The sequence below is a fragment of the Staphylococcus equorum genome (assembly GCF_001747895.1).
Lineage (GTDB): Bacteria > Bacillota > Bacilli > Staphylococcales > Staphylococcaceae > Staphylococcus > Staphylococcus equorum_A.
This window is the reverse complement of record NZ_LNNB01000012.1, coordinates 90,758-105,389: the sequence shown is the minus strand read 5'-3', so window position 1 is coordinate 105,389 and position 14,632 is coordinate 90,758. Positions and strand designations below refer to the sequence as shown.

The following is a 14,632-nucleotide window of genomic DNA, read 5'->3' as shown; positions in this document are numbered from 1 at the left end:
TTGTGTTTCGTATTTCTTTTTTGTGTTTGTTGTGTTTGACTTGTTGTTTCGCTCTACTAGTAATACTATACACGCATCAAAACCTTTTAACAACTATAAAATTTACACTTTAACCCGCTCATAACAGCCTTCGAACGCCAATAAACATACTTTAATATCTCCTTCTTATTTAAAGTTCGCTTTGTAGATAATAAGCATCTAAAAACTACCTATAAACACTTGAAAAACGCTTATTACGCGTACTTTAAATTCTTTTACATCTTTTTAATTTTATTTACAAATAATTAAAGCTACCTATATAGGTAGCTTTAATCGTTCATATATATATGTTTAATAGCGTACTACATCTCTGTTCGGCCCATAATCGCTTTCGACAATGTAACTTCATCAGCGTATTCTAAATCGCCACCTACAGAAAGACCTTGAGCTAATCTCGTTACAGTAACACCAATTGGTTTTACTAACCTCGAGATATACATCGCTGTAGATTCACCTTCTAGGTTTGGGTTCATCGCTAAGATAAGCTCTTTAACTTCTTCATCTTTCAAACGATTAATTAAACTCGGTATATTAATATCCTCTGGTCCAATACCATCCATTGGAGAAATAGAGCCATGTAAGACGTGATATAAACCTTTATATTCACGCATCTTCTCCATAGCAATGACATCTTTATCATCTTCAACTACACAAATAATTGTGCGATCTCTCTGTTTATCTTGGCAAATGTAACATGGATCTTGTTCAGTTATATGTCCGCATTCACTACAATAGGTAAGTTCTCGTTTAACATCCACTAAAGATTTGGCAAATTGGACAACATCGTCTTCTTTCATATCTAATACATGAAACGCCAGACGTTGAGCGGTCTTCGGCCCAATGCCTGGCAGTTTCATGAAACTGTCAATAAGTTTTGAAATCGGTTCAGGATAGTGCATATGATCACATTCCAGGAATGTTTAAGCCTTGAGTGTGCTTGCCTAAGCGTTCTTGTGTAAGTTCATCAGCTTTATTCATTGCTTCATTCGTTGCAGCAATCACTAAGTCTTGTAACATTTCAACGTCGTCTGGATCTACCGCTTCTTCTTTTATTTCTACATCTAGTACTTCTTTATGGCCTGATACTGTTACAGTTACCATGCCACCGCCAGCTGTACCTTGGACTTTCTCCTCTTTTAATTTCTCTTGCTCTTCGCCCATTTTCTTTTGCATTTTTTGCATTTGTTTCATCATCTGTTGCATATTTCCGCCACCGCGCATAAATTTTTCCTCCTTGAATCTTCTATATCATTTTTATGGTTATTCTTTCGTCTCATTATACATGCCTTTTTATTCATTGTCATGTATCACTCTTCATCTATTACATTTACAGTACTCTCACCAAATAAATCTTTAGCTTTTTGAACAACGTCAACTTCTTCCGCTACTTCTGGAGTAGAAGCTTGGTTATCACTTTCACCTTCTGTTGTGGTACTACTCTTTCTATTTTGTAGATACTCTGTTCTAACTCTCATCCATTGATCGGCAGGTACACCTACAACTTTGACTGTTTTATCGATGATTTTACAAACAACATTCTCAATATTTTCCCGTTTTTCATCATCTTTATTAACAATTTCGCAGTGTATTTCTTCTTCAAACTTAATCAGAACATGCGTTTCACTTGCAGCAACAGGTTCAGAATTTTGCAAGAGGCTCACTAATGATTTCATATCATTGCCTTTCGCATGATTAATAACCTCTTCCCAATGGTCTTTCAATTGCTTAATATCATCTTTATTGGCTTTGTCTAATACTTTAGCAATTTGTTGCATAGAAAAAGCATTCTTAGACTGTCCACCTTTGTTGGTAGTTCGTTTAGTCTGTTGAGGCGTGTTGCTAGTCGTCACACCTTGCGCTTTTATTGTCTTCAATTCACTTTCTAACTGTTCCATTCTTTGCAACAGCACATCATTATTAGGTTCAGTTGCAATACCTGTAGTCGCTACAGTTTGAACACTCTCGGGTTTTTCTTTTATCATTTCAGCGATTTTAACTAGCAATACTTCGAAATGAACACTTTGGTTTACACTGAATCGAATCGAAACGAGTGTATCATTGATGATATCAATCATTTTGTAAAGAACATCTAAATCAAAATGCATTAATGCATCATATTCAGTTTCTACATTAGAAGTCTTATTCATAATCGTATCTCTCACAAAGTAAATCATATCGTTAATCAAACGATTGACTTCTTTACCTTGTGATATGAATTGATGATAAGTTGAAAAAGCGCTTTTTACATCACCTTGAACTACTTCTTTAAGCAATTCATTTAAAGCACTGGCATCTACACTACCGGTTACGTTCAGCGCATCTTGTAACGTGAGATGCTCATCTCCAAAAGCAATGGCTTGATCCATAATACTTAACGCATCACGCATACCACCTTCTGATGCCTTCGCAATAAATTCTAACGCGGCTGTATCGTATTCTATTTCTTGTGAGTCCGCTACAAACTTTAAGCGTTCAACAATTTCATCTTCACTAATTGCTTTAAAATCAAACCTTTGTGATCTTGAAATAATTGTCGGAGGTATTTTGTGAGGTTCTGTCGTCGCTAATATAAATATTGCATGTGCTGGTGGCTCTTCTAACGTTTTAAGTAACGCGTTAAAAGCACCTGTTGTTAGCATGTGTACCTCATCTATAATATATACTTTGAATTTCGATTCACTAGGTGCATATTTAACTTTATCTCTAATATTTCTTATCTCATCTACACCGTTATTACTTGCAGCATCAATTTCAATGACGTCTGAATTCGTTCCTCGCGTGATACCCTTACATATTGCACATTCATTACAAGGTTCACCATCGGTACGTTCAAGACAGTTTATGGCTTTTGCGAACACTTTAGCAATACTCGTTTTACCTGTCCCTCTAGGTCCGCTAAATATATAAGCATGGGATTGTTTACTTTTAGCAATCGCATTACGTAGTGTCTTAGTTACATGCTCCTGACCCACAACATCTTCAAAGCTTTGCGGTCGGAACATTCTATATAAAGCTTGATAATTCACTTTCGCACCTCCAATAGCATTCATCAACTATTATAGCATTGTACTTTATACTTTGAATATCAATTAAAAGATTCTGGATAAACCACTTTGCCATTAGGTTGCTCTGTTAGTTGTTCCCAAAGGAATTTGACCATAAAATTTTTTGAAGGTAAATCAAATGGACTATATATATTGTATTGCTCCGCTTCTTCATAACCTAATTTGCCATAATATCCCGAAGCTCCTAAAACAATAATGGTAGTATAACCTTGCGCTTTTGCTCGCTCTTCTGCTGCTTGCACGAGTGCTTTTCCCAACCCCATGTTTCTATATGCTGGTAAAACAGATAGTGGCGCTAATGCTAATGCAGTAAAACTTGTTTCTTCATTAAGGATTTGGATTTCTGATAACATAATATGACCAATCACTTCACCATCATCATTTTTCGCGACAACTTCTAGTTCATAGTTATATTCTAAAGTTTCTCTCAATTTCACAACTAACGCTTGCTCATCATGCTGTGACTCAGCGACATCTTCAAACGCAGATTTTATTGTTTCCAAACTTGTATCATAATCATTTTCAGTTAAAGTACTTAAGTATATTTGCATCGACATCCCCCTTATGACGTTTAAATTTCAACCTTTGACTTAACAACATCGGCTTTGTGACAAGTATTAAACGATACCAATATCCTATCAAAGTATTCCTTATATTTTAATATAAAAAAAGAGCGACTGCTATCAAAAGATACGTCGCTCAGTATTTATATAAGTTTATTTCATTATTTAAAAATTTAAAACCGTGCACCTTCACTTCGAATGTGTATCACAAACGTAACCAAAGTCGTTAGCTAAATCTCGGCAACCCTACGGCACATACGATAATCCACTTAATGCTGCTTCCGTCAGGACCTGACATGGTTCGTGGGTTCATATTGCATAGGACCGAGATCTTCAAACACTACGTGCTTTGGGCAGACTTCACAAAAACACACCCTTAGCAAAGGAATTCAGTCTCGCGTAAAGCGGATTTCGAGTACAGGGAACCGCTACCTCCCCACTTAGCACGGCAAAATATATCATACTATAATTTAACAACTGATTGCAAGTATAACCTATCCTAGATACTATATCTTCATTATATAATTCACATTATAGTCATTTTTACGATAAAGTATTTCACCTTTTATGGCGTCTAGAAAAATCATTGAATTTAAACTCTGTGGCTAAGTGTTTCGAAACATTATATTGGAATATTGTAGTATCTTTCAAATGTACAATGCCTCGAACTGTTGCTGTATATGGCGGAACTACATCGCCAAATATTTCTCGTTCTATTTCTCCGAAGGCCTCAAAAGTAATCGACTTATTAGAGTAACTAATTTCTAAACCTAATACATCTTCTATATACTCATATAGTGATGCTTTTGCAATCTCCGTAGTAAGGTTCGGAACAATTGCTTCTATTAAATAGTCTTCATCTATAATCTTTACTCTATTTTCTATTTTCCTAATTCGAACAACATGCCACAATACTGTTCCGTGGCGAACATTCAATGCCTTTTGTACTTTCGGAACTTCACCTGCAGTTATCTTTTCAAACACTTTGACGTCAGTTTCATGTCGCAGCCCTAATCCTTGTTGAACTTCTCTGAAGCTGGTTAAATCTGCAAAAGGAAACTCTGTTAAGCCTTGATAGATTACAACCGAACCTTTACCGCGAATCTTTTGAATCATACCGTCTCTCACTAATAAGTTCAGTGCTTTACGTACTGTTTCACGAGAGGCACTATAGGCTTCTACTAACTCATGCTCTGATGGCAATTGAGTGCCATACGATATGCGTGACTCTATGATGTCTGTACGTATTGTTTCATATATCGTAATAAATTTTTTCTGTGTCATGCGCGCTCACTCACTGCCCTTTTCTAAATTATTGTGCAATTACTATTGCGCCAAATCCATCAATTAATTCATTTGTTGCTTCACCCTGTTGGATAATAATTTCTCCCTCAATAGCTAAATCTTCTGGAATCGCTACTTGTTCATTTGAAAAATTTGCAATAACAAGCCACGTTTCATCATTATAATGACGTTTATAAACAAATAACTCATTATGCTCCATATATAAAGGTTCTATACTCCCATACGTAATAATATCGTGTTCATGACGTAAGTGAATCAAATGTCTATAAGTGTGCAATATAGATGCTTCATCTTTAATCGCCGCTTCAACATTGATTTTATCAAAATTATTTGGAATATCAATCCATGGTGTGCCTGTAGTAAAGCCCGCATGCTCTGTATCAGTCCATTGAACTGGTGTTCTTGAAGTGTCGCGAGATTTTTGTCCTAATATCGTAATGATTTCTTCTTCTTTATAACCTGCACCTTTCATATTTTGATAAGCATTTAATGATTCAACATCACGATACTGGTCAATTGTTTCAAAACCCGGATTTGTCATACCGATTTCTTCACCTTGGAAAATGTAAGGCGTGCCTTGTAACATATGCAGTACAGTAGCTAACATCTTAGCACTTTGTTTACGCATTGGTTCAGACGAGTCATCACCAAAACGCGAAACGACACGAGGCTGGTCATGGTTACACCAAAATATTGCGTTCCAACCGCCACCTTCATAAATACCGAGTTGCCATTCCATAAGTATATCTTTTAATTTATGGAAATCTAATTTAGCATTCGTCCATTTTTCACCATCAGCATAGTCTACTTTTAAATGATGGAAATTAAAGACACTACTTAATTCTTGGCGCTTAGTATTCGTATATTTAATACAATGATCTATTGTAGTTGAGGACATTTCACCAACTGTCATTATATCTTTGTCTCCAAACGTACGACGATTCATTTCATGTACGTATTCATGTACGCGTGGTCCATCTGTATAAAACTCTTTACCGATTTTTTCAGAGTCTTTAAACTCACCTTTAGAAATCAAATTAAGCACATCAAATCTAAAGCCATCTACACCAAAACTAATCCAGTGGTTAACAATGTCATATAAAGCGTCTCGCACCTCAGGATTATCCCAATTTAAATCAGCTTGTGTAACGTCGAATAGGTGCAAATAATATTCTTCTATTTTTTCATCGTATTTCCACGCATTGCCGCCAAATTTTGACTCCCAGTTTGTTGGTGGTTGATTATCTGCTGATCGTCTAAAGAAGTAATAATCCCTATAGGCACTTTCTTTATCTGCATACGCTTGCTTAAACCATTCATGTTTTGTAGAGGTATGATTAATTACAATATCCATCATAACTTTTAAATCACGCTTATGTGCTTCACTTACTAATGTTTCAAGATCTTCTATTGTTCCAAATTTTTCATTGATTTTGTAATAGTTACTAATATCATAGCCGTTATCGTTCATTGGTGATTCATATACTGGCGTTAACCAAATGTAATCCACACCTAGATATTGTAAATAATCTAGTTTTTCAATAATACCTTGTAAATCACCTTCTCCACTGCCTGTTGTATCATTAAATGATTTTGGATAAATTTGATAAACAACTGATTTTCTCCAATCATTATGTGCCATAACAATTACCGCCTTTTCTTTTACTATTTTAAAAAGAAACTCGCTAATCAATTTTAGCGAGTTTAATTGTACTTATCTATATAACTTGAATTATTTTTCAACCATTTCTTTTGTTTCTTCTTTACTAAATCTTGATAGAACAACAGTTAAAATTGCTGGTACGACAATTGCTAAAAGGGTACAAATAGCATAAATTAACCAGAAATCCTTTTGGATAGAAATAATAGCTGGCACGCCGCCTACGCCTACACTACCAAGCACACGACTTGCACCTATAATACCACCTATCACACAAGATGTTGAAATTGCTGCTATAAATGGGTATTTTAGTGGTAAGTTTACCCCGAATAATGCTGGTTCTGTTACACCTAAGAAACCTGAAATACCTGAAGTCATAGCAAGACCCTGTTCTTTGCCCATTTTACGTCTTCTATAGACAAACCATGCGCCAAATGCTGCTGAACCTTGACAAATGTTTGAGATTGCAAGAATCGGCCATAGGTATGTGCCGCCAAGGCTACTTCCCATTAATTGGAAATCTACCGCTAAGAACATGTGATGCAAACCTGTAATAACGAGTGGTGCATAGAACAAACCATAAAGTGCGCCACCTAACCAGCCAGCATGTTCAAAGACAAATGTCACGCCTTCTGTAATTCCTGTACCAAGCCATAATGCAACCGGTCCAATAACTATAAATGCTAAGAAACCTGTAATTAGTAGTGCCACAGGCCCTACAACTAACATTTTAATTGAATCATGAATATATTTATTTAAGAATTTCTCGATTTGAGCTAATACATACGCAGCAAGTAAAATCGGCAATACTTGTCCTTCATAGTTCAATTGTTTAATTTCTAAACCGAAAATATCCCAAGTAGGAATATTACCACTAGCAATATCGTATTGTGAAGCTAGTTGTGGATTCATTAGAATTAAACCTAGCACTAGACCAAGTATTTGACTCCCACCAAACACACGCATACTACTCCAACCGATTAATGCTGGTAAGAATATGAATGCTGTACTTGCAATTACATTGATAATATTAGAGATATCTCCAAGTTGAGGAAATTGTTCTACTAACGGTTTAGGGCCAAATAGCCCTTCCATCGTAAGTAAATTATTAATCCCCATAAGTAAACCAGCAGTAACAATTGCCGGTAAGATTGGAATAAATATGTCTCCCAACAATTTAATCAATCTTTGAACCGGATTACCCTTTTTAGCCGCTGCAGCTTTCGCGTCGTCTTTTGACGCTTCACCTACACCTGTTTCTTCAATGAATTGTTTGTAAACTTCATCGACTGTACCTGGACCAATGACAATTTGATACTGATTATCAGCTTTGAATTGTCCTTTTACTAAATCGTTATCCCCCAATCGATCCTTATCTACTTTATCATCATCTTTCAAGACAAGTCGCAAACGTGTTACACAGTGCGTTGCTGTGTCCAAGTTGTCTTTGCCCCCAATAGCTTCGACTATATCTTGCACATCTTTCTTTTTAACTGCCATGATGATTCACTCCCTTTTTCTTTTAACATCACTGAAAGTATAACTTGTATAGACAAGTTTTGTAAAGGCTTTCATGTTAATTTAAAAAAATAATGTTATTTTCATGTTTTTGTATAATATTTTCAATAGATTCATTTAATTAATGCAAAACAACTTAAAAACGGCAAATAAAAAAGACAAGCACTCAATACATGATTGATTACTTGCCTACTCTATTTATTAGTCTTAGTTTTATAATATTATGGCGGAGGAAGAGGGATTCGAACCCCCGCGGGCCGTTAAGCCCCTGTCGGTTTTCAAGACCGATCCCTTCAGCCGGGCTTGGGTATTCCTCCAAATAAATACATTATTTATAATATTATAGCCCGTTTCAAAAGTCAATTAAAATTTCAGCACTATACAAGTGCTTTTTCTTTTAAGTAAGCATCTACTGAATCTGCGACAGCCCTTCCTTCTTGAATAGCCCAGACCACAAGACTTTGACCTCTTCTCGCGTCGCCCGCTGCAAATATGTGTGGTTGATTCGTTCTAAAATCTTTATTATCAGCCACTATTTTATTACGTTTAGTTTGAATATCAAAAGCATGAGGGACGGTCGTTTCTGTACCGACAAAACCGATAGACAATAAGACTAGATCTGCTGGCCAGTGACGTTCTGTGCCATCCACCACGACCATCCCATCTTCTGTTTCTTCAAGTATTTGAGTATAAACGCCTTTTACATTGCCGATACGATCAACATCGTAACGCATCGTTTGTACACCATATGCACGTGGTTCAAAACCAAAACGCGCCTCATATTCTTTGTGTGCATAATCCATCTTGAACACAGGCATTGCTAATGGCCAGTACGTATTTTCATCAAATGTAATCTCTTCTGGCTGCTTTGTGTATTTATTAAATTGAACGATAGACTTACAATTTTCACGCAGTGCTGTCGCTACACAGTCAGCACCTGTATCACCAGCACCAATTACAATGACATTTTTTCCTTTAGCTGAAATCTCAGGTTCGTTAATTTCTCCATTTAAAAATTGGCCTTGTTCAGTTAAGTAATCCATTGCAAAGTGAATTCCAAATCCCATGCGTCCTTCTAATGGTAAATCTCTCGCATTTTGTGAACCTGTACAAAGTATAATTGCATCGTGTCGTTCATTTAATTCATCACGACTTACGTCTACACCAATTTCTGTATCTGTCATAAATTCAATACCTGATTGTTTCATCACTTCAATTCTACGGCGCACGACATCCTTATCTAATTTCATATTAGGAATACCATACATTAAAAGCCCACCCGCTTCATGTGCACGTTCATATACTGTTACTTTGTATCCTAGTTTATTTAGTTCATCTGCCGCTGTTAACCCAGCTGGACCACTGCCGACGATTGCTACTGTTTCGGATTGACGTTGCTCAGGCTTTGTTGGTTTAACCCAGCCATTTTCATAAGCTTCATCAATAATCGTACGTTCAATTCCTTTGATAGCAACAGATTCACGATTAATTTTCATCACACACGATTGTTCACAAGGTGCAGGACAAACGCGACCCGTGAATTCTGGAAAGTTATTTGTCTCACTCAAGCGTTCATATGCTGTTTTAAAATCTTTTCTATAAACGAGATCGTTCCACTCCGGAATGTAGTTCCCAATTGGGCAACCAATTGTTTCTTTTCCATGAGGCTCCCCCGTTTGGCAAAATGGTGTCCCACAATCCATACAACGTGCACCTTGTTCTGCTGCTTCATCCTTAGTAAACCTCTGTTGAAAGGCATCGTGATTACTTATACGTTCAACCAATGACAATTCATCTAATTGTTGTTTGTCATAATTCATAAATCCTTTGAATTCGCCCATGACAAATCCCCCTTTATGGTTAATATACGGCAGTCTGCTGTTCTTCTGATGCTAAGCTTGTACGTTTATCATTAAATGCATTCAACAACGCTTCATCTAATTCACTCGAATCACGTTTTTGTAATTCTATTTTTTGCATCATTAATTTATAGTCTTTCGGAACTACTTTGACTACTTTTTGTGCCACATTTTCAAAATCATTTAGAATAGCTTGTGCTTTTGTACTCTGTGTATATTTAACATGAGCTTGTAGCATGTCTTTCAAAATTTCACGCTCTGCTTTTACACTAATCGTATCGAAATCTAGACTGTCTAATTTATGTTCTTTTCTAAAAGCTTCAACGTCTGATGGGAAAATGTAACTCACGCCGCCACTCATACCTTGGCCAAAGTTTTTACCTACATCTCCAAGTATAACGACGCGTCCGCCAGTCATATATTCAAGCCCGTGGTCGCCAATACCTTCGACAACTGCTTGTACACCACTATTTCGGATACAGAAACGTTCTCCTGCCTTACCATTAATATACGCTTTACCATGTGATGCACCGTAAAAACAAACATTACCAATAATAATTTCATTTTCACGATGTTTATTCGGCGCTTTCACAATAATCTTACCGCCAGATAATCCTTTACCAACGTAATCATTTGCGTCACCTGTATGATGAATCGTTAATCCACTAGGCGTATATGCTGCTAAACTTTGCCCACCATGACCCTGTGTTTGGGCATAAATCGTGTCTTCAGGTAAACCTTCAGAGCCATGAATTCTAGTAATTGCACTACCAGTGATTACACCTACGTCTCTTTGTTCATTTTTCAATTTATATTTACCTGTAAATGCTTCACCTTTTTCAATAGCTGTTTGTGCGTCAGGATACAATCTCGTTAAATCAAACCCTTCATCAAGATGATGATTTTGTTTTATTTTATTAAATCTGTCACCTTCATGTTGATACAACAACGCTTCAACATTCATAGTAGCTGCTTTAGAGCGACGTGATGATAACTGGCTACTTCGTTGTAATAAATCCGTTCTCCCTACTAATTCATCGACTGATTTCAAACCGAGTTCAGCTAATATTTCTCTTAATTCTTCCGCTACAAAATGCATGAAATTAACTACATGGTCTGCTCTACCATTGAATAACGCGCGTAAATCTTGATTTTGTGTAGCGATACCTACTGGACATGTATCTTTATGACATACGCGCATCATAATACATCCCATAACTACTAGCGGTGCAGTGGCAAAACCAAATTCTTCAGCACCTAATGTACATGCATAAGCGACATCTTTACCTGTAAGTAATTTGCCATCGGTTTCCACTTTCACTCTTGATCTTAAGCCGTTCATCATTAAGGTTTGATGCGTCTCTGATAGACCAATTTCCCATGGCACGCCTGCATGTTGAATGCTTGTTTTAGGTGATGCTCCTGTCCCACCATCATAACCACTGATTACGATTTTATCAGCGTATGCTTTCGCGACACCTGCCGCAATCGTACCGACACCTGTTTTAGAGACAAGTTTAACTGTAATATTTGCATCTTTATTGGCATTTTTTAAATCGTGAATTAATTGTGCTAAATCTTCTATTGAATAAATATCGTGATGTGGCGGTGGTGATATTAAGCCAATACCTGGTGTTGAACCCCTTACTTCCGCAATCCATGGATATACTTTCGTACCTGGTAGTTGTCCGCCTTCCCCTGGTTTAGCGCCTTGCGCAACTTTAATTTGTATTTCTTTTGCATGTTGTAAGTAATCACTCGTTACTCCAAAGCGACCTGAAGCAACTTGTTTAATAGCACTTGAACGATTTTTTCCTTCTTCATCTATTACAAAACGTTCAGGATTTTCGCCGCCTTCACCACTATTACTTTTACCGCCCATTTGATTCATTGCTTCTGCAAGTGTTTGATGTGCCTCTTCTGAAATCGAACCATAACTCATCGCTCCAGTATTGAAACGTTGTACAATCTTACTCGCAGGTTCAACTTTATCGATATCTATTGATTTCTGCTTTTTAAATTCCATCAAATGACGAATATGGTCTGTTCGCTTATGATTAACTTCATTTGAAAATGCTTTGAATTTTTCATAATCGTTTAAGCGACATGCATGTTGCAATAAATGTATCGAAGTTGGATTAAAAGCGTGATGTTGTCCTTGTTTGCGCCATTGGAACGTACTACCTGACTCAATGTATTCACTCTCAGGTGTTTGTCTCGCTTTATTTTCTTTATCAATTAAATCCATCGTTATCCCAGATAACTTGGACTGTGTGCCAGTGAAATATTTGTCTACAATTTCATTTGAAAGTCCTACAGCTTCAAAAATCTGTGCCCCTTGATAACTTTGAACTGTAGAAATACCCATCTTAGCCATTACTTTGATGACACCTTCAGACAAGGTATGTGTATAGGTTTGAACATTTTCAGAAATATCCCCTTCTAAACGTTGGCTCAAGACCAATTGTTCAATCGTACGTTGTGCTAAATAAGGTACTACCGCGTTTGCACCGTAACCTAATAAGCATGCAACATGATGTACCTCTCTTGTTTCTCCTGACAAAGCAACAATACTCGTACGCATACGTAGGCCTTCTCGGATAAGCAATTGATGAATATGACTCACCGCAAGTAATATAGGCATTGCATAACCTTTTTCTGTTACAAGTGTACGATCATCTAATACTAAAATTTCACTGCCTTCTTTAACAGCACGTATCGCTTTACCCCCTAAAGCGTCTAATGCTGCTTCTAAATCGTCTTTATAAACAGTTGATAGATGTTTTACGTTAAATCTACTCTGTTCAATTTCCTCAAGTTGCGCTTCTGTCATCACAGGACGTTTAAGCTGAATTCTATTTAACACATCCTCATTAGGATTTAACAAATTCCCTTCGCTGCCTAAATAAGCTAACTCACTCGTGACAATTTTTTCACGATAAGCGTCAATAGGCGGGTTTGTTACTTGAGCGAATAATTGCTTGAAATAATTAAAAAGTGTTTCATTTTTTTCGTTTAATACTGCAATAGGTACGTCATAACCCATTGCCCCGATTGGATCTTTTTTATTATCAACCAGTTCTGTCATGTATTTATCCATTTCTTCTTTGGTATAGACAAATTGTTTTTGCAATCGATTCAATGTTGCACTATCCCACTCAGATGATTTATACGTCACATTTTCTAAATCCAAATCTACTTTAAACTGGTTTAACCAACTTTCATAAGGCAGTTCATCTGCGATATTTGCTTTTAACTCATTATTTTCAATCACTTTATGTTGGTTAAAATCAACAAGTAATAACTTCCCAGGGTTCAACTGACCTTTAAACGCAACGTTCTTTTCAGGTACATCAACAACACCAACTTCAGATGAAAAGACAATGTAATTATCTTTCGTTATAGTATAACGTCCTGGTCTTAAGCCATTTCTATCCGTTAAAGCACCAATCTTGTCTCCATTACAAAACGAAATCATCGTCGGTCCATCCCATGGTTCCATTAAATAACTATAATACTCATAGAAAGCACGTACATTCGCATCGTTAGCTTTGTTGTATAACCAAGGCTCTGGAATCATGAGCATCGCTGCTCTTTCAGGCTCCATAGCTAATGATAAAAATTCTAAAGCATTATCGACTATAGCCGAGTCACTGCCATCTTCATCAATAATTTCTTTTACCTTGTCCTTTTCGTCGCCAAAAATAGTTTCAATCAGCTCATCTTGTCTAGCGCGCATCCAGTTTACATTACCTTTAATCGTATTGATCTCACCGTTATGCATAAGTAATCTATTAGGATGTGCACGTTTCCAACTTGGAAAGGTATTTGTACTGAAACGCGAATGAACAAGTCCTAATTTCGAAACATAAGATTCGTGATTCAAATCTTGATATAAAGCCTTAATCTGATCCGAACGCAACCATCCTTTATATACAATCGTTCTATTCGACAGACTTGTAAAATATAAATCTAGTTGTTGCTGATTCGCATAATTTTCAATTTGTTTTCGCGCTAAAAATAATTTACGATCTACATGTGAAACATCATTTAATGCCACGAACACTTGTTGAATAAAAGGCATTGTATCGGCAACATGTGAAGCAATTGCATTAATGTCTACAGGTACATCTCTATAACCAATTACGCTTAATCCTTCCGCTTCAAAGTGTGCATTAAACTGTGCCTCGTGCTGAGAACCAGCAATCGATTCATTTGTAAAAAACATCCCAACGGCATATTGACCTTCTTCAGGCAAATTAAAGTCCGTTTGTTTTGAAAAATAATCGTATGGCACTTCGGTCATAATCCCTGCACCATCACCTGTCACACTGTCTGCACCAAGACCGCCACGGTGATCTAACCTACGCAGCATCTCCAATGATTTTTCGACAATAGCATGGTTCCTTTCGTTATCCATATTGGCATAAAAGCCAATACCACATGCATCATGTTCCTCACGACTATCATATAAGCCAATTTTCTTATTGTATTCGAGCATGATCTTCACCTCTTTTTCGAAAATTCTGAATATTAAATTAGTAAGTAAACTATATAGTAGTTGATCAATCTGTTCAATATATAAAATAGATGATATTATTCTAATTATTAGAATGTTTTTGA

At 36.6% G+C, this 14,632-nt stretch carries 9 protein-coding genes, 1 tRNA gene and 1 other RNA gene; all 11 read right to left on the bottom strand.

Annotated elements, in window-relative coordinates:
* Positions 1-341 precede the first annotated feature (341 nt).
* Entirely contained in the window at positions 342-938 is a 597-nt protein-coding gene (gene recR / locus AST02_RS06900) for a recombination mediator RecR (RefSeq protein WP_002505985.1), read from the bottom strand.
* A 4-nt stretch (positions 939-942) separates the two neighbouring features.
* The gene (locus tag AST02_RS06895; RefSeq protein WP_069816781.1) at positions 943-1,260 is read right to left on the bottom strand and encodes a YbaB/EbfC family nucleoid-associated protein; all 318 of its coding nucleotides are present in this window, start codon (positions 1,258-1,260) and stop codon (positions 943-945) included.
* An 86-nt stretch (positions 1,261-1,346) separates the two neighbouring features.
* Positions 1,347-3,065 (bottom strand): DNA polymerase III subunit gamma/tau, encoded by a 1,719-nt coding sequence (gene dnaX / locus AST02_RS06890; protein WP_069816780.1) that lies wholly within the window; start codon positions 3,063-3,065, stop codon positions 1,347-1,349.
* A gap of 59 nt (positions 3,066-3,124) precedes the next feature.
* Positions 3,125-3,655, bottom strand: coding sequence for a GNAT family N-acetyltransferase (locus AST02_RS06885; RefSeq protein WP_069816778.1), 531 nt, complete (start codon positions 3,653-3,655; stop codon positions 3,125-3,127).
* 191 nt (positions 3,656-3,846) lie between these two features.
* Positions 3,847-4,116: signal recognition particle sRNA large type (ffs, locus tag AST02_RS06880), an RNA gene on the bottom strand.
* A gap of 109 nt (positions 4,117-4,225) precedes the next feature.
* Positions 4,226-4,951, bottom strand: coding sequence for a trehalose operon repressor (gene treR, locus AST02_RS06875; protein ID WP_069816776.1), 726 nt, complete (start codon positions 4,949-4,951; stop codon positions 4,226-4,228).
* Between the two features lie 28 nt (positions 4,952-4,979).
* Entirely contained in the window at positions 4,980-6,614 is a 1,635-nt protein-coding gene (treC, locus tag AST02_RS06870) for an alpha,alpha-phosphotrehalase (protein WP_069816774.1), read from the bottom strand.
* A 90-nt stretch (positions 6,615-6,704) separates the two neighbouring features.
* Positions 6,705-8,132 carry a PTS system trehalose-specific EIIBC component gene (gene treP / locus AST02_RS06865; RefSeq protein WP_069816772.1) on the bottom strand — a complete coding sequence of 476 codons (1,428 nt, stop codon included), beginning with the start codon at positions 8,130-8,132 and terminating at the stop codon, positions 6,705-6,707.
* A gap of 242 nt (positions 8,133-8,374) precedes the next feature.
* Positions 8,375-8,467: transfer RNA gene (locus AST02_RS06860), tRNA-Ser, on the bottom strand.
* 60 nt (positions 8,468-8,527) lie between these two features.
* A complete protein-coding gene (locus AST02_RS06855) occupies positions 8,528-9,991 on the bottom strand; it encodes a glutamate synthase subunit beta (protein ID WP_069816770.1) in 1,464 nt (487 codons plus the stop codon).
* A gap of 19 nt (positions 9,992-10,010) precedes the next feature.
* Positions 10,011-14,510 carry a glutamate synthase large subunit gene (gene gltB / locus AST02_RS06850; RefSeq protein ID WP_069816768.1) on the bottom strand — a complete coding sequence of 1,500 codons (4,500 nt, stop codon included), beginning with the start codon at positions 14,508-14,510 and terminating at the stop codon, positions 10,011-10,013.
* Positions 14,511-14,632 lie beyond the last annotated feature (122 nt).

What these genes read in the sequence shown, in the direction of transcription:
- AST02_RS06895 (WP_069816781.1), bottom strand. Translation starts at nt 1,260, where the DNA reads ATGCGCGGTGGCGGAAATATGCAACAGATGATGAAACAAATGCAAAAA.
- treC (WP_069816774.1), bottom strand. Translation starts at nt 6,614, where the DNA reads ATGGCACATAATGATTGGAGAAAATCAGTTGTTTATCAAATTTATCCA.
- treP (WP_069816772.1), bottom strand. Translation starts at nt 8,132, where the DNA reads ATGGCAGTTAAAAAGAAAGATGTGCAAGATATAGTCGAAGCTATTGGG.
- treR (WP_069816776.1), bottom strand. Translation starts at nt 4,951, where the DNA reads ATGACACAGAAAAAATTTATTACGATATATGAAACAATACGTACAGAC.
- recR (WP_002505985.1), bottom strand. Translation starts at nt 938, where the DNA reads ATGCACTATCCTGAACCGATTTCAAAACTTATTGACAGTTTCATGAAA.
- AST02_RS06855 (WP_069816770.1), bottom strand. Translation starts at nt 9,991, where the DNA reads ATGGGCGAATTCAAAGGATTTATGAATTATGACAAACAACAATTAGAT.
- AST02_RS06885 (WP_069816778.1), bottom strand. Translation starts at nt 3,655, where the DNA reads ATGCAAATATACTTAAGTACTTTAACTGAAAATGATTATGATACAAGT.
- gltB (WP_069816768.1), bottom strand. Translation starts at nt 14,510, where the DNA reads ATGCTCGAATACAATAAGAAAATTGGCTTATATGATAGTCGTGAGGAA.